This is a genomic window from Nocardia sp. NPDC050406, from assembly GCF_044459025.1.
In the GTDB taxonomy this organism is placed as follows: domain Bacteria; phylum Actinomycetota; class Actinomycetes; order Mycobacteriales; family Mycobacteriaceae; genus Nocardia.
Window position 1 is genome coordinate 1479268 of record NZ_JBITIM010000001.1, and the last position, 19577, is coordinate 1498844.

16 protein-coding genes, 1 tRNA gene and 1 pseudogene are annotated in these 19577 nt (G+C 68.7%); 11 read left to right on the forward strand and 7 right to left on the reverse strand.

The genetic code is table 11. The annotated features are described in order from the left end of the window. Positions 1-680 precede the first annotated feature (680 nt). The 3 genes from ACIBH2_RS07110 to ACIBH2_RS07120 all read left to right on the forward strand — a co-directional run bounded on the left by ACIBH2_RS07110 (position 681) and on the right by ACIBH2_RS07120 (position 2499). Positions 681-753, forward strand: a tRNA-Gly gene (locus ACIBH2_RS07110). A gap of 164 nt (positions 754-917) precedes the next feature. Then, a complete protein-coding gene (locus tag ACIBH2_RS07115) occupies positions 918-1202 on the forward strand; it encodes a hypothetical protein (protein ID WP_397114364.1) in 285 nt (94 codons plus the stop codon). A gap of 112 nt (positions 1203-1314) precedes the next feature. Further along, a complete protein-coding gene (locus ACIBH2_RS07120; protein ID WP_397114366.1) occupies positions 1315-2499 on the forward strand; it encodes a hypothetical protein in 1185 nt (394 codons plus the stop codon). A gap of 60 nt (positions 2500-2559) precedes the next feature. Here ACIBH2_RS07120 and ACIBH2_RS07125 read toward each other — a convergent pair whose 3' ends face one another. Further along, positions 2560-3573, reverse strand: coding sequence for a hypothetical protein (locus ACIBH2_RS07125; protein WP_397114368.1), 1014 nt, complete (start codon positions 3571-3573; stop codon positions 2560-2562). A gap of 2790 nt (positions 3574-6363) precedes the next feature. Between ACIBH2_RS07125 and ACIBH2_RS07130 the strand changes: the two are divergent. Next, positions 6364-8364 (forward strand): annotated as a pseudogene (locus ACIBH2_RS07130) (HAD-IC family P-type ATPase); the annotation flags it as partial. Positions 8365-8829: 465 nt separating this feature from the next. Further along, positions 8830-9333, forward strand: a complete 504-nt coding sequence (locus tag ACIBH2_RS07135) for a cation transporting ATPase C-terminal domain-containing protein (protein WP_397116858.1) — start codon at positions 8830-8832, stop codon at positions 9331-9333. Between the two features lie 98 nt (positions 9334-9431). Here ACIBH2_RS07135 and ACIBH2_RS07140 read toward each other — a convergent pair whose 3' ends face one another. Beyond that, positions 9432-10271, reverse strand: coding sequence for a hypothetical protein (locus tag ACIBH2_RS07140; RefSeq protein ID WP_397114370.1), 840 nt, complete (start codon positions 10269-10271; stop codon positions 9432-9434). Between the two features lie 346 nt (positions 10272-10617). On the opposite strand from ACIBH2_RS07140, the gene ACIBH2_RS07145 reads away from it, so the two are divergent. Further along, positions 10618-11832 (forward strand): MFS transporter, encoded by a 1215-nt coding sequence (locus tag ACIBH2_RS07145; RefSeq protein ID WP_397114372.1) that lies wholly within the window; start codon positions 10618-10620, stop codon positions 11830-11832. Positions 11833-11843: 11 nt separating this feature from the next. Then, entirely contained in the window at positions 11844-12371 is a 528-nt protein-coding gene (locus tag ACIBH2_RS07150; RefSeq protein WP_397116860.1) for a GNAT family N-acetyltransferase, read from the forward strand. 4 nt (positions 12372-12375) lie between these two features. On the opposite strand, the gene ACIBH2_RS07155 is transcribed toward ACIBH2_RS07150, so the two are convergent. Further along, on the reverse strand, positions 12376-13110 hold the full coding sequence (locus tag ACIBH2_RS07155; protein WP_397114374.1) for an alpha/beta fold hydrolase: 735 nt from the start codon (positions 13108-13110) through the stop codon (positions 12376-12378). Further along, entirely contained in the window at positions 13053-13229 is a 177-nt protein-coding gene (locus ACIBH2_RS07160) for a hypothetical protein (protein ID WP_397114376.1), read from the reverse strand. The genes ACIBH2_RS07155 and ACIBH2_RS07160 overlap by 58 nt, the downstream gene beginning before the upstream one ends. 284 nt (positions 13230-13513) lie before the next feature. On the opposite strand from ACIBH2_RS07160, the gene ACIBH2_RS07165 reads away from it, so the two are divergent. From ACIBH2_RS07165 to ACIBH2_RS07175, 3 genes are all read left to right on the forward strand, one after another. After that, entirely contained in the window at positions 13514-14401 is an 888-nt protein-coding gene (locus tag ACIBH2_RS07165) for an ABC transporter ATP-binding protein (protein WP_397114378.1), read from the forward strand. 35 nt (positions 14402-14436) lie between these two features. Then, complete coding sequence (locus ACIBH2_RS07170) at positions 14437-15216, forward strand: ABC transporter permease subunit (protein ID WP_397114380.1); 780 nt, start codon at positions 14437-14439, stop codon at positions 15214-15216. Between the two features lie 73 nt (positions 15217-15289). Further along, entirely contained in the window at positions 15290-15787 is a 498-nt protein-coding gene (locus ACIBH2_RS07175) for a GbsR/MarR family transcriptional regulator (protein WP_397114382.1), read from the forward strand. Position 15788: 1 nt separating this feature from the next. On the opposite strand, the gene ACIBH2_RS07180 is transcribed toward ACIBH2_RS07175, so the two are convergent. Then, the gene (locus ACIBH2_RS07180) at positions 15789-16469 is read right to left on the reverse strand and encodes a TetR/AcrR family transcriptional regulator (protein WP_397114384.1); all 681 of its coding nucleotides are present in this window, start codon (positions 16467-16469) and stop codon (positions 15789-15791) included. 159 nt (positions 16470-16628) lie between these two features. On the opposite strand from ACIBH2_RS07180, the gene ACIBH2_RS07185 reads away from it, so the two are divergent. Next, entirely contained in the window at positions 16629-17579 is a 951-nt protein-coding gene (locus tag ACIBH2_RS07185) for an oxygenase MpaB family protein (RefSeq protein WP_397114386.1), read from the forward strand. Between the two features lie 54 nt (positions 17580-17633). On the opposite strand, the gene ACIBH2_RS07190 is transcribed toward ACIBH2_RS07185, so the two are convergent. Together ACIBH2_RS07190 and zapE are read right to left on the reverse strand one after the other, a co-directional pair. Continuing rightward, a complete protein-coding gene (locus ACIBH2_RS07190; RefSeq protein ID WP_397114388.1) occupies positions 17634-18440 on the reverse strand; it encodes a tyrosine-protein phosphatase in 807 nt (268 codons plus the stop codon). A 98-nt stretch (positions 18441-18538) separates the two neighbouring features. Continuing rightward, positions 18539-19561 carry a cell division protein ZapE gene (gene zapE / locus ACIBH2_RS07195; RefSeq protein ID WP_397114390.1) on the reverse strand — a complete coding sequence of 341 codons (1023 nt, stop codon included), beginning with the start codon at positions 19559-19561 and terminating at the stop codon, positions 18539-18541. Positions 19562-19577 lie beyond the last annotated feature (16 nt).

Consider the following 19577-nt stretch of genomic DNA (forward strand, 5'->3'; position numbering starts at 1 on the left):
CGCCTAGGCCAAACCTCCACGGCCCCCGGCCACCCCGGCACATCCGCCCCCGAAGATCTACCCGAAATCACTTGGCCCTACAAGCACGTCCACTTGCCTCGAGCGTGCCGCAGCCAGCTCCCTCCCGGCCGCAGCCGCTGACCGCGCGTACCGCAGCTGTTTCCTTTCCCCGGGCACATCCGCTGGCCGTCTCCGGGCGCAACCGCTGACCGTCTCCGGGCGCAACCGCTGACCGTCTCCGGGCACATCCGCCGACCGTCTCCGGGCACATCCGCCGACCGTCTCCGGGCACATCCGCTGAGCGCTCCGCGAACCACAGATACCTCCCTCCCCCGCCGTATCCGCTGACCGCGCGCACCACGGCTACCTCATTCCGGGCGCATCCGCTGACCGCCCCGCGAACCACAGATAGCTCCCTTGCCCGGGCACCACCGAGGTGCTTTCACCGCCTCGATGGATGTCGACGCGACGGTGGGCCGCTGCATCGTTCCCGATCAATAGCCACGCGACCCGGTTCATCTCGGCGAGCGACCTACCCCTCGACCACTGGACGCGAACCCGCGTCTGACCGGCCTCACCGGTGAAATCTCGCACCCGTGCGGGGCGTTTTGGTGAATCGGTGGGTCGTCGGCTAATGTCTTCTCTCGCACGAGGCGGGGTGAAAGCCCTGGTGAGTGTGTGCGGATGTAGCGCAGCTGGTAGCGCATCACCTTGCCAAGGTGAGGGTCGCGGGTTCGAATCCCGTCATCCGCTCTCTCGAAGGCCCCACTACGGACCAATCGGTTTGTAGTGGGGCTTTTGTCATATTTGTCGGGGATCGGCGGTTACCGGGGTGATTGGCCTGTGAAAGGTACTCGGGCACAGTAGATCTCGCGCACATTCGGGAACACCCCGGGGCGATTTCGCGGTACCTTCGGGTGGTGACGATCATCAGCGCTCTGCACGACACCGTGCTCGCCCAGATCGGGAACCCGACTCCCGAGACGCCGCCCGCGGCGGACAAGCTCATGAAGCTGGTGCGGTACTTCACGTGGTTCGTCCTGCTGTCGGGGGTGCTGGGCATCACCTTCGCGGGCGGCAAGTTCGCCTGGGAGAAGTGGACCGGCGGCGGACTGCAATCGCCGAAGATGGTGGCGGGCGCCATGATCGGCGGCATCATCGCCACCAGCGCGGGCACCATCATGAACGCCGCCATCGGCTGACGCGGCTCGCTCCGCGCGCCGAGTTCGCCGAACACGGGCGCGGATGGACGTGGTTGTCGGTGGGCGACGCTAATCTCGTCGAACAGACTGGCGAACACGGTAGGGGCCGCGGGTGACGAGAACGGTGCGGAGTGCGAGCGGGTTGCTCGACGACCCGAGCAACGGTGTGACGTTCGGACTCGAGGACGTCAACGAGGTGGTTGCCATCATGGTCGACGAGCAGGCCGAGGAGCGGCCCCGGGACCGGGAGTTGGTCACCTGTCGGCTGGGGCTCGACGGTGAGAGTCCGGAGACGCTCACCCTGTTGGGGGCGCGGGCCGGGGTGTCGCGGGATCGGGCGCGGCAGTTGTACACGCGAGCCGTGGGGCAGATGGTGCGGCGGGTGCAGGCGACCGGGTATCCGGAGACCGCCGTATTCGCCGAACGCTATCCCGTGGGGTGGGGTGAGCAGCGGCTGGTGCGGACCTTGCTGGCGGAAACCTATGCCACCGACGGGGATATCGCCGCGCAGGACTGGGCGTATCTGAAACTGCGGCTGGCCGGACACGATCTGCAGGATTCGAAACGGCTCGCCGGGTTCGTGTTTCAGCGCATTGCCGGATGGCAGCAGAAGGGGCGCTGGCATCTGCTGCCGAGTGCGCAGGTCGAGAAGGTTCCGGCGGCGGCGTGGAATCCGTGGTTGCGGCGGGTGGAGTGGGCCGAGGGCACGCCCGACGAGCTGCCGGACGGTCCGGCTCGCGTGCTCGACTACGCCGACGACGGGCGCGGGTCCATGTTCGCCGAGAAGCTGGGCCGCGAAGTGAGTTTCGATACCGGGTTGCAGGCGCGGCTGCTGCGCATGCTGGACGGGAGTGAACGCGTCGAGGCGTTCCAGGAGTCGCCGGTCGGGGTGGAGTACGAGCTCGACGGGGCCGATCGGGTCCACTACCCCACGGCCGTCGCGCGCTTCAGCGACGGGCGGGTGGTGCTCATCGACGTGATGCCGCTCGGGCACGCCGCCGTGCACGCCAATCGCGCGAAGGCGGCCGCCGGGCGGGCATACGCGCACGCGCACGGGTGGGGGTGGCTGGTCTGGACCGGAAGCCACTCCGGGGTCGCCGATCTGGCGCGCCGCGCCGTCGATCCGCGCATCGAGAACATTCTCCGCAACCGACTAGCGGACGGACCGGTCGACTGGGACGAACTACGCCGCTGCCGCGACGAAACCGGTATGGAACTCCTCGATCTCGCCGCCCTCGTCCTGAAGCACGAGTGGCGTTGGGACCGTGGGCCATTCCGTCTCGCCCGCACGTCCTGATCACTCCCCCACAGGTTTGCCTTCCCTATAGCTGGGCACGCCCAAACCGTCTGCAACTTCCTATCCCCGGGGATCGATCATGGGCATTGCATCGGGCACGGCGAAAGCATTGGGCAACACGGCGTCCGCGACAGCGCATGCGGTCGGCAGCGTAGGCGCGGTGACGACGAAAACCTTCGGTGTGCTCGGCGGCGCGACGGCCAACGCGGTCGGTGCAGTCGGCGCGACGGTGGTGGGCGCCACCGTCGGCGCAGCGCGTGGCGCGGCCCGCGGAGCGGTCACGGGCGCGTACTCCGGGGCGAAATCCAGGATCGACAAGCCGACGGCGGTGGTACTCGGGGCAACCGCCGCGGGGTTGACGGGCGTGGTGGAGTGGCCGGTGGTGTTGGGCGCGGGCGCCTTGGCCGGGGTCGTGTACGTGTTGAAAAAGAAGCGGCAGCAAGAGGGTTCGACGAACGGCGGCGACGCCCCCGCGAAGAAGACCCCCCAAGTGCCCGCCCCCATCGGCCACGCGCTCGACGCCATCAGCACCCCTGAAACGGCCAATCCCCCAACGAAGAAAACCACCAACACACGCAAGACCAGCAACGACGCATCCAAGCCCAGCAACCGCACCCGCAAGAACAACGAAGACCCACCAAAGGCCAGCACCCGCAAACGAAAGACCGAAAGCGGCATTTCGAAGGCCAGGGCCGGAAGGTCAACGAAGCCAGCAGACGGCACGCCACCTTCAGAGGTGGGGAGCACGACACCGACGGCGGTAGGCGACGCGACACCAACAGCCGCGGGCAGCACGACACCAACGGCCGTGGGCAACGCGACACCAACAGCCGTGGGCAGCACGACACCGACGGCGGTAGGCGAGGCGGCACCAACAGCCGTGGGTAGCGCGACACCGACGGCGGTAGGCGACGCGACACCAACAGCCGTGGGCAGCAGCACGACACCAACGGCCGTGGGCAACGCGGCACCAACAGCCGTGGGCAGCACGGCACCGACGGCAGTGGGCGACGCGGCACCAGCCGTGGGCAGCGCGGCATCGGCAGTGGTGGGCGGCTCGTCGTCGAAGGCCAAGGGCGGCAAGACACCGAAGGTTGAAGATGAGGACCGGAAGGCCAGTGGGGGTGCTCGGGCGAAAAGGGGCGGGGGTGAGCGTGGGGCTCTCCGGGCGGCGGGGGCTGAGGCTGATGATGTGAGGCGCACTGCGGAGGGGGGTGTTCTCGAAGGGACTGACAAGCGCGATACCGGTAGCGGCATGTCACCAAAAGCTGCGGGTGGGGCGTCGTCGAAAGCCAAGGGCCGTAAGGCCCCTCAGGTTGAAGGTGAGGGTCAGAAGGCCGGTGGGGGTGCAGGGCGCGACGCGCTCGGCGAGGCAGGTGGCGCGGGCGTGAGCGATGGCCCGCAGGCTGGGCCTGTTGGGGGTGAGGATGCTGAGGCCGGTTTGCGGAGACGGCGGAGGGCGGCTGCGGGGAGTCGGCCTGGGAGTGAGCGGGGGCAGCGGACGCCGGGGGTGCGGGGGGCGCAGCGTAAGCCGGGGCGGTCGGTGGAGTGATGGCGATGGGGTCGTGGCGGTCTTTGGTGACCGCGCCAGTTCGGATTCCGGTGATGACGGCTGCGGCGGCGGTGACGTTCGTCGGTAAGCCGGTGGTGGGAGTGGCACGGCAGACTCGGGCGCTGGTGGAGCCGATGGTGCCGGATACCGTGGCCGAGTTGACCGATGATCTCGCCAGGGAGGTCGAGGCGCTGCTCGATCCGGGGCCTCGGCGGCAGCAGCGGCGGGTTCTGGTGCGGGGCAATCGGATTCACGCGGAGGTCAAGGGGCTGCGGTCGGATGGGGCCGAGGGGGTCGCCAAGGCGGTCACCGATCGGCTCGGCCGCGCGAAAGGGGTGCGCTGGCATCGGGTGAACGCGGCCACGGGGCGGGTGACCGTCGCGGTGGATTCGGCGCGGTTCGGGATGGCGCAACTCGAGGAGTTGCTGAGCGGAGCGGAGCGGCTCGCGGGGACCGAGAGCGAGCAATGGAGTAGGCATTTCGAGGATCCCTCGGACCGCGAACCGGTGCTCACCTCGGCCATTCAGCTCGCCGGGGACATTGTCGGACTCGGCCTGGCGGTGGTCGAATCCGCGCTACCCACCTCGACCCCCGCACATCTCGTGCGCGCGAGCGTGGCGCTGGTGGACGGTCAACCGGCATTGCGCGAGGCATTGGAGAAGCGCCTCGGCCGCAGCCGCGCCGATACGCTCATCGCCGCCGGGAACGCACTCGGGCAGGCCCTCGACGGACAGGTCACCGGGCTTGTCGCCGACAGTCTGGGCCGCACCGTGCGACTCGTCGAGGCCACCGCGCGATACAGCCGGTGGCGGCAATGGGAAGACCTGCTCGGCGAACCCCACCATCCGGGCGTGTACGACTACCGCACGCCGAAGTCGCGCCCGGCGCCCTTGCCGCCCGGTCCGGTCGAGCGCTGCACCGCGCAACTCGGCACCGGCTCGGCCCTGGTCTCCCTCGCCACCCTGACGGGCGGTCGCGGCACCTCCGACGCCGCGGACGCCGTCGTCGCGGGCGTGCCCAAGGCCGCCCGCGCCGGTCGTGAAACCTTCGCCGGAACACTGGCGACCATCATGTCCACCCAGGGCGTCCTCACCCTCGACCCACAACTGTGGCGACGCCTGGACCGCGCCTCCGCGCTGGTGGTGGACCGCCACGCCGTCCGCGGCGACCGCCCGGTCGTCCTGGCAGCCGAACCCGCGACCTCCGACTGGTCCACCGAACACGTCTGGAGCGTCGCCCAACGCCTACTCTGGCGCGACGGCGACCTCCCCATCCCACCCCCACGCGGCCGCCACCGCGACCACATGGGCCTGGTCCCGGAAGCGCACTCCGACAGCACATCCCAGCGGCGGACAGACTCCACCGCCGCAGATGGCGGCGATGAGCCTGCCACGCATGAGGGAGGCACCGAGGTCAACCCGACTACGAAAACCGATCAGCAAGCCGCTGTCGGAACAGCCGATCAGGAAACCCCGACTGGAGTAGCGAATCAGAGGACCTCCGCAGAGCAGGCCACTCGCCAGAGCGCCCCGGAGGCAGACGATCAGAATCCCGCAGAGGTAGCCGATCACCAGACCGCTACCGAGACAGCCGAACAGCGGGAAACCACGTCACCGGGTACCGCGCCCGCGGGTGAGCGAGACCGGGCCGATCGGGCTCGCACGGTCGCCGCTCCCCCGTCGAACCATATCGACACCGAGGTGACAGTCACGGAATCCACGGTGGCCGATGCGCAGCACACACCTACCGATGAACCGGCCGCGAATCATGCGTCGTCGTACCGCACCCATACCTCGAAACCCGCTCCGGCAGAGGTTGATTCGGAGCAGGGTGAGCCGCGGTGGCATGAGCTGCGTGAGGGGGATCGGGTTGTGGGGCGGGTGTTGATCGGGTGGGAGTTGCATCCGGAGGCGGTGGGGTTGCTGGCGGCGGCGCGTAAGGCGGGGTTGCGGGTGGTGCTGATCGGGGATGATTCGACGGCTGAATTGCGGCGTAGTGCTGATGAATTCGTGGCCGCGGGTGGGTCGACGTCGGGGTTGGTGCGGCGGTTGCAGAAGCAGGGGCATGTGGTGGCGGTGCTCAGTGGGCATGCCCACAAGGCCCTGGCCGTGGCGGATCTCGGGATCGGGTTGGCCGAACGGGACGGCGAGACGGTGCGGGTGCCGTGGCAGGCGGATGTGGTGTGCCCGGATCTGCGGTGTGCTCGGCGGATCGTGGCGGCCGCGGGGACCGCGCGGGAGGTCAGTGAGCGGGGGCGGGTGCTGACGCTGTCGGCGGCGACCTTGAGTGGACTGCTGTTGGCCTCGGGGCCGATGGGTTCGCGGCCCGCGTCGGCGAGTTCGCCGCTGGCGACGGCCACGCTGCTGGGATTCGCGAGCGGGCTGCTCGCCGGTCGCAGGGCGGGGCGCGAGGACTCGGTCACGCAGGTGCCGTTGGTGCCGTGGCACGCGCTCGAACCCGATGAGGTGTCGGCGCGACTGCCCGCGCCCGAACGGGAGGCACCGCAGCACGGGCCGGTGGTCACCGAAGCGCTACGCGCGACGCACTGGCTCGCCTCTCCCGCGGCGACTTTCGCGGATCTGGCGCAGCAGGTGCGCAAGGAGCTGTCGGATCCGCTGACACCGCTGCTCGCGGTCGGCGCGGTGGCCTCGGCGCTGCTGGGCTCCCCCACCGACGCCGTGCTGGTCGGATCGGTGCTGGGACTCAACGCGGTGGTCTCAGCCATGCAGCGGCGACGCGCGGGGCAATCCCTGCACCGGCTGCTGGTCGGCGAACGGCTGCTCGCCCGACGCGTCACCGACGACGGTGAAATCGAGACTCCCGCAGAGGAATTGCTGCCCGGCGATGTGATCGTGCTGCGCAACGGCGACGTGGTGCCCGCCGACGCACGGCTCATCGAGACCGACGGCCTGGAGATGGACGAGTCGGGGCTCACCGGCGAATCGGTCACGGTCGACAAGCAGACGGCCGCGACACCCGGTGCGGCACTGGGTGATCGGGCCTGCATGGTGTTCGAGGGCGGTGTCGTGGTGAACGGCAGCGCCCGCGCGGTGGTGGTCGCGGTGGGTTCGGCCACCGAGGCGGGACGCGCGCTCGCGGTGGCCGGACCGCCGCGCACCGGGGGTGTGCAGGAGCATCTGCGGTCGCTGTCGGAGCGGGTACTGCCGCTCACCCTGGGCGGCGGATCCCTGGTCACCGCAACGAGTTTCCTGCGCGGCCTGCCGCTGCGACCCGCGCTCGCCGACGGGTTGGCGGTCGCGGTCGCGGCCGTCCCGGAGGGGCTGCCGCTGGTGGCGACCGTCGCGCAGTTGGCCGCCACCCGCAGACTGTCGCGCCGCGGTGTGCTGGTGCGCTCCAGCCGCACCATCGAGGCACTCGGACGACTCGACACCGTGTGCTTCGACAAGACCGGCACGCTCACCGCCGGACGCCTGCACTTGGAGGCGCTCGCCGATCTCGACGAAACCTGGGACACCGACAAGGCCTCCGACTCACCGCAATCACGGCGGCTGCTGCGCGCGGCGGCCCGGGCCTGCCCGCACCCGGAGGACGGTCCGCTCGTGCACGCCACCGACCGCGCCGTGGTGAGCGCCGCCGACGCGACCCTCGGACCGGACGCCGCGCACACCTGGGACCCGATCGAGGAGATCCCCTTCGAGAGCAATCGCGGCTACGCCGCGGCGGTGGGGCATACCGCGCACCACATTCGGCTGGCGGTGAAGGGCGCGCCGGAAGTCCTGCTCCCGCGCTGCACCCAAGTGCTGCGCGGCAACGGCGAGGGCGGACGCACCCGCATCGAGTTCACGCGGGAGGAACGCGCCCATGCCGAGGAGTGCGTGCAGCGGCTCGCCGAACGCGGCCTGCGCGTACTGGTGGTGGCGCGCCGCGACTTCCCCAGCACACCCGACGATGTCATCGACGAGATCGAACAGCTCACCCTGCTCGGCTTCATCGGCCTCGCCGACACCCCGCGCCCGCAAACCCGGGACCTGGTCAAACAATTGACCCGCACCGGCATCAGCGTGCGCATGATCACCGGCGACCACCCGGTGACCGCCCGCGCCGTCGCCGAACAACTCGGCATTCCGGCGGATACCATCGCCACCGGCTCCGACATCGACAAACTCGACGAGGACGCCCAAGCCGAACTCATCGACCGTGCGACCGTTTTCGCGCGGGTGAGCCCGGAACACAAGGTGCGCATAGTCACCGCGCTGCAGAAGCGCGACCACGTCGTAGCCATGACCGGCGACGGCAGCAATGACGCCGCGGCCATCCGGACCGCCGACATCGGCATCGGGCTCGCCGCACGCGGGTCGGTGGCGGCGCGTGAGGCGGCGGATCTGATCATCACCGGCTCCGATGAGGTCCGTTCCGACAAGGACCGGGATGACGCGCGCGACGCGAATGGTTCCCAGCGACACGGTTCCGCCGAATCCGAGCGGCAATGCTCGGGACGGAAACGCGCGGACAAGGACGGAATCCAGCGACAACGCGCCGAGAGACGGGGCGGCCTTGCCGCGGGATCGGAGCAAGCGAGCGCCAATGCGGCCGGACGCGGGCGAGAGAGCGGCACCAGCACGACCGAACCCGAGCAGGCGACCGCTGAATCACCCGGCGCCGCAAGCGGAATCGACCTCACCGTCCTGCTGAGCGCACTCGTCGAAGGCCGCGGCATGTGGCAGCGGGTCCGCGACGCCATCGGGGTGCTCGTCGGCGGCAATGCGGGCGAGGTGGCGTTCACCGTTCTCGGCACCATGGTCTCCGGTCGCGCACCGATCGGCACCCGCCAATTCCTGCTGGTCAACCTCCTCACCGACCTCGGCCCCGCCATGGCGGTGGCGCTGTCGGGCACTCGCACCGCCGAAGACAACACCACCCCGGCCGACACCGGCGACACCCTGCGCGAACTCCCCGAACCCGAACTGGGCGGCGACTTCCTGCGCGCCGTCGCCATCCGCGGCGCGTACACCACCGCGGGGGCGGGAGCCGCCTGGATCCTGGGCCGGGCCACCGGCCGCCCCAAGCGGGCCGAAACCATGGCCTTGGCAGCGCTCATCTGCACCCAGCTCGGCCAGACGCTCATGATCGGGCGTAACAGTCCCTTGGTGTGGGCGACGGTCGCGGGCAGCACAGCCCTGCTCGCGGCGATCATCATGACGCCGGGCGTGAACTACTTCTTCGGTTGTGTGCCGCTGGGGCCGGTGGCTTGGAGCATTGTCGGGGGGTGTGCGGTGGCGGGCACCGTGGGTGCGGCCTACACCGGGAAGTCGCTCGCGTAGGGGGGTGGTGGTCCGCTTGGCCTGAGCGGTCGAAAATCCTCCTGAACCCGCGAAATACGGGTTCCAAGTGGTTTTTCCGACCGCTCAGGCCAACTCCCCTACAGCACCACGAAAGCACTGGCCAAAAACGTCACAATCACCATCAGCGCGAACCAAGCGATCAGCTGCCAATGCATGAGCGCTTGCTTCTGCCCCCGAACCGTCAAGCGAAGCGTGGCATCAACCCGGTCGTGGTCGGCGATGCGGCGCTGCGCCAAGGCCAGTTCATCGGCGTGCTGTTGGGCGGCGCTCTCCGCACGTTCCAGCCGATGCGACGCCTTCATCAACTGCTTGGCCTTCTCCCGGGTGGCCTTGCGGGCGAGGGCGAGGGCGGTGCGCTGGTTCATGAGTTCGCGGCGCTGCCGTGCGATGACAGCGGCCTGTGTGCGGGTGTGCCGTTCCCAGTCGGTCACCGTCGCCCATCCTCCTGTGTGCTCGTCGCGGTAGCCGTACGCCAGCTCACCCGTGACCCATCCTGCAATGAAATCCCGTACCTCCCAGGGCGTTTCGCTGGGAGTCGCCAAACCGCCCGGGCCAGCGGAGAGTTGGCCGCCGACCGCGCGATATTCGCATGCCTCGGCCGCGAAATCCGCCACGGCCAGGGCGGGCAGATGCGCGGTCTGCCAACCGGGCGGGCACAACCACAGCACCTCCGTGCACCCGGCCGCCTTGAGGGCTGCCGTGCGGGCGCGGGCATGGGTGAGATCCGGTACGACGCTGGTCACCTGGATGGCGCACACCCGATCGTCGAGCCGCCACAGCACATCCGGGTCGAGCGGCCCGACGGTCGCATCGACATGGGCCTCTTCGGCACCGGCGGCCAGCAGACGCCCCCGTAGCCAGTACTTGAGTCGCTGCTCGTCCCATCGGCAGTCGGCGCACCCGGGTCTGCGGCACACCTCCCCCGGGCGGTGGCCCCTCGCCTCCGTCTCCGGACTTCGCAGCTCCACACGTTCGATGGGCGGCGCGGGTTCGGCCAGCACTACCGACCGCCCACGCGGAACCTCAACTCGCCTCGTGCTCACACGATCACCGCCCCAACAACTCACGGCTCAGGCCGCTTCCCGTCGGTCCGGAAAACCACCAGCCAAAGCCGTACTTCCAGAGTGCCGCAGCGAGTGGGGAACCAAGCACGACAGTGACTACTTTCGTTACCCGATCGCGAGGTGTACGTGATCATCGAAGGCGCGAAAAGTAATCCTCACAACGGATGCCGGACGGCGTTGCGACGGATACCCTTTCGAGATGTCGGCGCAGGCACCCCTATTTCCGCAGCTCGTCGCGGCGCGAGCCGCCACTTCGGTGGCGTTCGGACTCCAGGGCTTCCTCCTCGCGGTCGTCCTCACCGAACTCCCGCAGCAGCGTGACCGATTCGATCTCAGCGAGGGGCTCATTGTGGCCTCTGTCGTGATGGTGTCGATCGTGGCCGGGGTCGGCAGCCTGCTCGCGGAGCGGCTGGCGCTGCGCTGGTCCAGTCGCACGGCGCTGCGGATCGGGTTGACCCTCCTCGCGGCCTTCGGCGTCGCGATCGCCCTGTCGCCGAACAAGTTCGCGCTCTTCGCGGCGCTGGCCTGCTACGGGCTCGCGGTCGGCATCGTGGACGCGGGTACCAATATGCAAGCGGTATTCATACAGCATGGCTATGGCCGATTCATCCTGTCGTCGTTCTATGCCGCGTGGAGCGCCGGGTCGATCCTCGGCGCGCTGTTCGTCGCCGCCTGCGAGAAATTCGATGTGGCGCTACGGGAGTCGTTCCTGGGCGCCGCGGCGCTCGTCCTGGTGGCGGGCGCGCTGGCAGGACGACGACTGCTCGGCACCCGGGAGGCGGAAGCGGGCCCGGCCGAGGCGGTCCCGACCGGTGCCGTCCCCCGACGCGCCTTCCTCGCCTTCGGCGCGGTGGTGGCGCTGGTCTTCGCCGTGGACTTCTCGGTGGGCAATTGGTCGGCGCTGTACCTGAAGGACGAGCTGCTGGCGTCCTCGTCGACCGCGGCGCTGGCGCTGGCCGCCTACCAGGGCGCGTCACTGACCGGCCGCCTCACCGGCGATTTCTGGGTGCGCCGTTTCGGCCCGCGCGCGGTCGTGCGCGCCGCCGCCGCGCTCGGAGCCGTGGGCTTGGCGGTCGTGGTCGCCGCACCGGGTCCGACCGTGGCGATCGTCGGCTTCCTCATCGCCGGAATCGGTCTGCCCGTGCTCGCGCCGCTGGCCTTCGGCGAGGCGGGACGGCTCACCAGCGGACGCGGCCTCGACGCGCTCATCGCCCGGCTGAACCTGTTCAACTACGCCGGAACCCTGGTCGGCGGCGCGGTGATCGGCGCGGTCGCGGGCCTGGTGAACCAGCGGGTCGGGTTCGTGCTGTCGCTGATCTTCGCCGCGATCCTGGTCGGCTTCGCCCGTGCCTTCCACCCGGCCGCGACGGTCACGCCGACGAGCTCCGAGCGCCGTGCTTCACTGGACCGGTGAGCAGCAATTCCGTGGTGACCGTCGAACGGGCCGACACACAGGACGCAGCCGAGCTGAGTGCGGTCGCGGCCGTCACCTTCCCGCTGGCCTGCCCGCCCGGCTCGACCGCCGAGGACATCGCCGCCTTCGTCGCCGATGTGCTCTCCCCGGAGAGCTTTTCGCGGTATCTCACCGACCCGACCCGCACCGTCCTCAAGGCGGTCGACGGTGACCGCATCATCGGCTACAGCCTGCTGCACGCCGCCGAACCGGCCGATCCGGATGTCGCCGCGGCCGTGACGGTGCGCCCCGTGCTCGAACTCAGCAAGATGTACGTGCTGCCCGGCCACCACGGCAATGGCGTCTCCGCCGCGCTCATGGCCGCGACCGTCGAGATCGCCCGCGGCGACGGCGTGGCCGCGGTGTGGCTGGGCGTGAACCAGGAAAACCTTCGTGCCCAACGCTTCTACGGCAAACAAGGCTTCGAGGTGGTGGGCGTCAAGACCTTCCTGGTCGGCACTCAGCTGCACAGCGATTTCGTCATGCAGCGCGACCTGTGATCCCCTAGCGCCGCGCGAGCAGGGTCTCCAGAATCGAGCGGGCGTGCGTCCACAGCAGCGCGCCGCCCGCCTCCGGAACCAGGTGCAGGTGCGCGCCGGGGATGCGGGCGGCCAACGTCGACCCGTGGTCGGGTGAATGGGTCGGGTTGGTATCCCGTTCGCCGTACCAGAGGTCCACGGGGACAGCGATTTTCGACAGGTCGAACGGCCACGGCGTCATGTGCAGCAGGGTGTCGCGAATATATCCGGACGGTCCCTGGGTGAACCCGTCGGCGAGGGCCCGTCGGAAGGCCTTGTCGAATTCGGGGGCCAGGTACACGGCCCGGTCCTCGGCGGGGCTGGCGTCGATCCCCATGCGCCACATGGCTTCCGGTTCGGCGAACGGCGTGAACGCCATCTCCGCGGCGGCGGGATCGGTCTCGGCCAGCCGCACGAGGTGGCGGACCTCGGGAATGAGGGTATCCGCGAAGGCCGGGTAGGCGAGCTCGTCTCCCCCGGACACGATCGCCACCGCCGACGCGAGACCCGTTGCGGCGCAGGCCAAGGCGAACGGCGCGCCCTGCGAGAAGCCGACCACCGCCGGATTCGGCAGGGCGAGCGCGCGGATGTCGTCGGCCCAGTCGAGCAGGGTGCGCTCCGGATCCGGATCGGAAGCGCCCAGCCCGGGGCGGTCCACCGCGATCAGCCGAATATCCAGGGCGGCAAGGTCTTCCGTGCCGAAGCCGAGCCAGCGCCCCATCCGGCACCGGTGCAGAACAATACCGCCGTACCGTCGCGCGGACCCCATTCCGACCAGGCGAGGGTTCTGCCGTCCGCCAGTTCGGTGGTGCCGAGTCGCTCGGGGTCCGAGTGCAGCATGGGGCCGATCCTTCCGTTCGCGGCGAACTGACCGGGCGCGCGGACAACCGGCACCCCTAGGGCCGGAGTACCCAGCCCGACCCGACCCTGACGGATGCAGCATCGGGCGAGCAAGGCATTTTCCGGGCCACCAACCGGCCCGGCATGCGGTGCACGAACGCGCCCTACAGACCAGAAAGCGTTTATGAACAGGCGTTTCCACGCGCCGATTGACTCGTTCTACATGTTCAGTGTTTACTGAACACATCGCACCTACAGAACATGTAGAGCCAATAGGAGTTGAGATGACCGCCCCCGCCATCCGCGTCGCAGGCCTGCACAAGAGCTACGGCAAGCACGCCGCCCTCACCGACCTGAACCTCGAGGTCGCCCAGGGCGAGGTGTTCGGTTTCCTCGGCCCCAATGGCGCGGGGAAGTCCACCACCATCCGCATTCTGTTGGACCTCATTCGCCCCACCTCCGGACAGGTCGAGGTCTTCGGCATCGAACCGCGCGTCGGCGGGGCGCGGTTGCGGCGGCGCATCGGATATCTGCCGGGCGAGCTCGCCCTGGAAGGACGCAATACCGCAAGGGAATTGCTGACCTTCTTCGCCGATCAGCACGGCAATGTAGCGGCCGGACGCATCGAGGAACTGGCCGAGCTGCTGGACCTCGACCTGGCCAAGAAGGTCGGCTCCATGAGCAAGGGCAACAAGCAGAAGGTCGGGATCATCGCCGCCTTCATGCACTCCCCCGACCTGCTCATTCTCGACGAACCCACGTCCGGACTGGATCCACTACTCCAGCAACGGTTTCTGGATCTGGTGACCGCGGCCAAGCACAACGGGCAGACGGTTTTCATGTCCTCGCACATTCTCACCGAGGTGCAGCAGACCGCCGACCGCGCCGTCATCATGCGCGCCGGACAGCTGCTCGCCACCGAGAATGTCGAGGACCTGCGCCGCCGCGCGCCCCGCTCGGTCGAAATGGTCTTCGGCGCGGACGTTTTCGCCGACGACTTCGCCCACCTGCCGAACCTGCGCGACCTGCGTATCGAGAACCGCACCCTGCACTGCACCACCGAGGGCGAGGTCGATGCCCTGTTCAAAGCGGCCGCCAAATACCCACTTGTGAGCGTGCTGTCCACCGAACCCGACCTCGAGCAGATGTTCTTCAGCCTCTACGGCCGCTGACCACCAACCCGCTTAAGCACCCAAAGGAATTCACCATGACCACCTCGGTCTACACCCAGACGCTGAAGGAACAGAAGCGCGGCCTGATCGGCTGGACCGTCGGCCTGGCCGTCGTGCCGATGCTGTACCTGCCCTCCTACCAATCGCTGAAAGAGCAAGGCTCCCTGAACATCAAGCAGAGCAGCCTCTACGACGCCATGGGCATGGGCGACTTCGCCTCGGCCGCCGGATACCTGCACTCCACCATTTTCGCGCTCATGGGACTGCTGCTGATCGTGATCTTCGCGGTCACCATGGGCACCCGGTCGGCCACCCAGGAGGAGAGCGGAACACTGGATGTGATTCTGGCGCAACCGATCAGCCGCGCCAGCCTGATCCGGCAGCGGTTCGCGGCGCTGGCCACACAGATCGCCATCGTCACCGCGACACTCGGACTCAGCGTGCTGGCCGGTGCCAGCGTGGGGAAGATGGAGATCCCCGCGGGCAATATTGTCGCCGCCGTCACCGGACTCGGACTGCTCGGACTCGCCGTTGGGGCGCTGACACAGCTGGTCGGCGCGGTGAGCGGGCACCGCGCGCAGACCCTGGGACTGGCGGCGCTACTGGTACTCGGCGGCTACCTGGCGAACAGCCTCAGCGGCTTGGTCGACGGAGCGTCGTGGCTGAAGAACCTGTCGCCGTTCTACTACGCGATCGGTGACTCGCCACTGGTGAACGGCTGGAATATCGGCCACCTCGCGGTGCTGGCGGTACTCGCCGCGGCGGCGGTCGGACTGGCGCTCACCGTCTTCGAACGCCGTGACCTCGCGGTGTGAGACATTGCCCCGGCGGGGCGGGTTCCGAGAACCCGCCCCGCACAGTCGTATCCAGCGGAAGGATAATCATCCCATGACCAGCGCACCCGAACCGACCACCGCTCCCACCGACGCGCAACTCGCCTTCGTGGAGGATTTCGCGCTCGTGCTCGAACAGATGGGGCTGGTCCGCATGGTCGGGCGGACCGTCGGCTGGCTGCTCATCTGCGACCCGCCGGAGCAGACCTTCAATCAGATCGCCGAGGCCCTGCGCGCCTCGAAGGGGTCCATCTCCAGCTCGCTCAAAACCCTGACCACCATGCGCTGGGTGGACAAGACCAGCAAGCCCGGCGACCGCCGCGACTACTACTCGGTCCGGCCCGGCATTCTGCCCGAGCTGACCCGGCAGCAGAGCGGCATGTACGACAGCCTCACCGAGATGACCTCGCGCGGACTGTCGTTGTTCGACGATCCGAACGGAGCCGACGCCGCACGCGTGCGCGACATGCACGACTTCTTCGTCTGGATGGGCAAGGAACTGCCCGCACTGCTGGACCGCTGGTACGCCGAACGGGAAAGCGGCACACGGTGACTCAGCCGACGCCGCTCAGCAGTCGGACGATCGAGCGAACGAACTCCTCGAGCCGCTCCTTCGGATAGTCGGCGGGTTCGCTCACCGCGAGCCTGCCGAGCATTTCGGCAATGGTCAGCAACGAGTTGGCCAGCAGCCCGGAATCGATTGCCGCCCAGCGGGAATCGAGGGCCGACCCCATGCGGATGAGCGCCTCCGCCTGATCGAAGATGCCGGTGCGCGAATCGCGCAGGGCCGCGCGGTACTCCTCCGGCGCGCTGCCCGGCGAGGTGAGGATCAACCGCCAGCGCGTCGGATTCTCCAGCACCACACCGACGAACGCGGCCACCGTCGAGGAGGCGGCGAGCACCGGATCGGCCCCGACGAGGTCGGTCGGCAGGGTGTCGGCCACCTGTTCCAGACCTAGTTCGCGTTCGCGCTCCAACAGCGCCTGCACCAACTCCGCCCGCGTCTTGAACACGGTGTAGAGCACCGGTTTCGCCACGCCCGCCTCCTGGGCGACCGCCTCCATGCTCAGCTCGTGCAGTTCCACCCGACTCAGTACGGCGTAGGCGGCATCGAGCAGTTGAATCCGGCGCTGTGCCGGAGGCAGTCGCGGCGCGTAGCGGCGGCGTGGCTTGGTCGTCGCCGCCCGCTCGTCAGCGTCGGACCCGGCGCTCGCCGCCGCCCGTGATGTCGTCACCGCCACTTCACCTCCACGCCGCCCATGGTGTCAGCCCCGGCCCGGCTCTCGGACAACGGCTCCCCAACAAATACTACGGGACCGTTGTATTGAGGCCGCTCAATTGCTACGGTGGCGTTGTATTCGCCAACGCGGGCGCGCCGTACGAGGGAGCAGCTGATGGGCTTCGATCCGACCACTCTTCGCCGGGACGACTATGGATTCTTCGGTCCCGGATCACCCAGCTGGAAGGTGTGGACCTCGCCGACCGCGGTCATCGGCTTCCAGCGCGCGGTGGTTCTCGAACACTTCGATCCCTTCCTGACCGCGGCCGTCGCGGATTCGCAGGGCATCTACAGCGATCCGCGCAAGCGCCTCGACAACACCTTCGCCTACTTCCTGCTGGTCGCCATCGCCGACGGACGCACCGCCATCCAGGCCTCGGAGCACCTCATGCAGGTGCACGCGCCCATGACCGGGATCGAGCCGATCACCGGCAAGCGCTACAGCGCCAATAGCCCCGAGACGCAGCTGTGGATTCACATCACCGGGTGGCATTCGGTGCTCAAGGCCTACGAGGTGTTCGGGCCGGGGCTGACGCCCGAGGAGGAGACGCGGTTCTGGGAGGAGTGCGCCATCGCGGCGGAGTTGCAGACCTGCAAGCCCGAGGATGTGCCGCGCTCCCGCGAGGAAATGCGGGCCTACTACGAGCGGGTGCGGTCGCGGCTGTGCAGCTCCGAACGCGCCGAAGCCGGAATGCACCATCTGCTGCGCACCTCGCCGCGCAATGGCGCGGGTCTGTCCTACGCACTCGGCAGCCGGGTGCTGTCGCTCGCCTCGTCGGCCATCACCCCGATGTGGATGCGAAAGCTGGGGCGCTACAACGTCCCTCGCGTCGTGGATCCGCTGGTCAAGATTCCGGCGCGGCTCATCGTGTGGGCGTTCACGTTGTTCGGGTCGTTCGGGCTCATCAAGGCCGCGCCGTTCATCGCGCCGATGGCGGGACAGATTCTGAAGCAGCACTTGAAGAACGAGCCGCCGACCACGCTGGAGACCATTACCCCGGCGCGGGCGCGGGAGCTGTACAGCTTGCGGGGGAACACCATTCCAGCGGTCGCCGAGGCGAGTTGATCGAAAAAGGCCCGGCCGGAAGCGAATTCCGGCCGGGCCTTTCGTAACGCGCTGTCAGGCGAGCAGTTTCGCCTTGAGGGCGGCGATATCGGCGTCGGTGAGCTTCAGACCCTCGTGCACGTAGTCGTCGAAGCTGCCGTAGCTCTGGTTCACCTGGTCGAACGCCGAATCCAGCGCCGAGGCGGTGACGCCGTTGAGCATGTCGCCTTCGCTCGCGCCGCGGTAGTAGTTCGACAGCAGGTAGTCGTAGGTGACCGTGTCGCGGTCCACGCCCAGGATGGTGAGCAGCACGGCATTGGTCCAGCCGGTGCGATCCTTGCCCGCGGTGCAGTGGAACAGCACCGCGCCGTCGGTGTAGGCGATATCGCGCAGCACATTCGCGAAGCCGTCATTGGCGCCGGGCGCGGTGATGAAGGCGCGGTACAGGTCGGTTCCGGCGGAGAGCGTGGACGCGAGCACCTGCGGCGGGGCCTGGCCGATGATGTCGTCGTAGTTCTCCTGCGCACCGGCCACGGGCTTGTCCGGGGACATGGCGCGCTCGTAGGAGGTGCGCAGATCGTCGACGACCTTCACATCCCGCCGCGCGAGCTCGGTCAGATCGGCGTCGGTGGCCTTGCTCAGGTCGCCGCTGCGGTACACCAGGCCGGTGCGGACGGTCTTGCCGTCGGTGGTGCGGTAGCCGCCCCCGTCGCGCGCGTTCAGCACGCCCTGCAGGTGCAGCGAGCGGTCGTCGGTGTTCACCGCGACGCTGCTGGTGGTGGCGGGCGGGTCGACCGCGAGGGCGATACCCGTCGAGGTGACGGTCGCCGACATGCCGACGGTGAGAACTACTGCGGCCTGGAAGGCTCGGGTGCGTAGCACGGTTTCCTCTCCTGGATCAGCCGTGGAGCGCGCCCGAACCACGGGACTGGCAATACTTCAGCAACGTACCGGACAGGCGACCATCTCGCGTCGGCAGGTCAGGACGCGGCCGGTTCCGCGAAGCGCGACAGCGCCAGCAACCGGGAGATGGCGCGCAGGTACTTCTTGCGGTATCCGCCGTCCAGCATTTCCTGGGTGAATATCTGGTCGAGCTTGGCCCCCGACACGGTCACCGGGGTGCCCGCGTCGTAGAGCCGGTCGGCCAGCACCACGATGCGCAGCGCCACCGCCTGATCGCTCACCGGATGCACCCCGGAGACGAACACCGCCGACACGCCCTGGATGAGCGCGTTGTAGCGCGAGGGGTGCAGCGTGCTCAGGTGCTTGCACAGCTCGTCGAAATCGTCGAGCGTGGAATCGGGTGTGGCGGCGGCCCTTTCGGCCAGCAGCTCGGGAGCGGTGGGCTCCGGGGCGGGCGGCAGGTCGCGGTGGCGGTAGTCCGGGCCGTCCACGCGCACGGCCTCGAACAGCGAACCGAGCTTCTTGATCTCGCGCAGGAAGTCCTGGGCGGCGAAACGGCCCTCGCCGAGCTGGCCGGGCAGGGTATTGGAGGTGGCGGCCACCGACACGCCGCGCGCGGTGAGTTCGGCGAGCAGGCGCGAGACCAGCATGGTGTCGCCCGGATCGTCGAGCTCGAATTCGTCGATGCACAGCACGCTGTTGGCGCTGAGCCGCTCGACGGCATTGTTGAAGCCCAGTGCGCCAACCAGATTGGTGACCTCACCGAAGGTGCCGAAGGATTTCGGGCCGGGGACGCTGTGGAAGATCGAGGCCAGCAGGTGGGTCTTGCCGACACCGAACCCGCCGTCGAGGTACAGGCCCACGCCCTGCACCGGCTTCTTCTTGCCGAACAGGCCCTTCTTGTCGGCGGCCTTGCGCACCTTGGCGACCTGGTGGGCGAATTCCTCCGCCTTCTGGACCGCCGCGGCCTGCGAGGGCTCCTTGGGGTCGGGGATGTAGGAGGCGAAGCTCACCTCGTCGAAGGTGGGCGGAGGCACCATCTGGGCGACGAGCTGATCTGCCGGAACCTCCGGATGGCGATCGACGAGGCGTTGTTGCACGCGCGTAGCGTACTGA

What these genes read in the sequence shown, in the direction of transcription:
- ACIBH2_RS07145 (WP_397114372.1), top strand. Translation starts at nt 10,618, where the DNA reads ATGTCGGCGCAGGCACCCCTATTTCCGCAGCTCGTCGCGGCGCGAGCC.
- ACIBH2_RS07155 (WP_397114374.1), bottom strand. Translation starts at nt 13,110, where the DNA reads ATGGGGCGCTGGCTCGGCTTCGGCACGGAAGACCTTGCCGCCCTGGAT.
- ACIBH2_RS07160 (WP_397114376.1), bottom strand. Translation starts at nt 13,229, where the DNA reads ATGCTGCACTCGGACCCCGAGCGACTCGGCACCACCGAACTGGCGGAC.
- ACIBH2_RS07165 (WP_397114378.1), top strand. Translation starts at nt 13,514, where the DNA reads ATGACCGCCCCCGCCATCCGCGTCGCAGGCCTGCACAAGAGCTACGGC.
- ACIBH2_RS07170 (WP_397114380.1), top strand. Translation starts at nt 14,437, where the DNA reads ATGACCACCTCGGTCTACACCCAGACGCTGAAGGAACAGAAGCGCGGC.
- ACIBH2_RS07175 (WP_397114382.1), top strand. Translation starts at nt 15,290, where the DNA reads ATGACCAGCGCACCCGAACCGACCACCGCTCCCACCGACGCGCAACTC.
- ACIBH2_RS07185 (WP_397114386.1), top strand. Translation starts at nt 16,629, where the DNA reads ATGGGCTTCGATCCGACCACTCTTCGCCGGGACGACTATGGATTCTTC.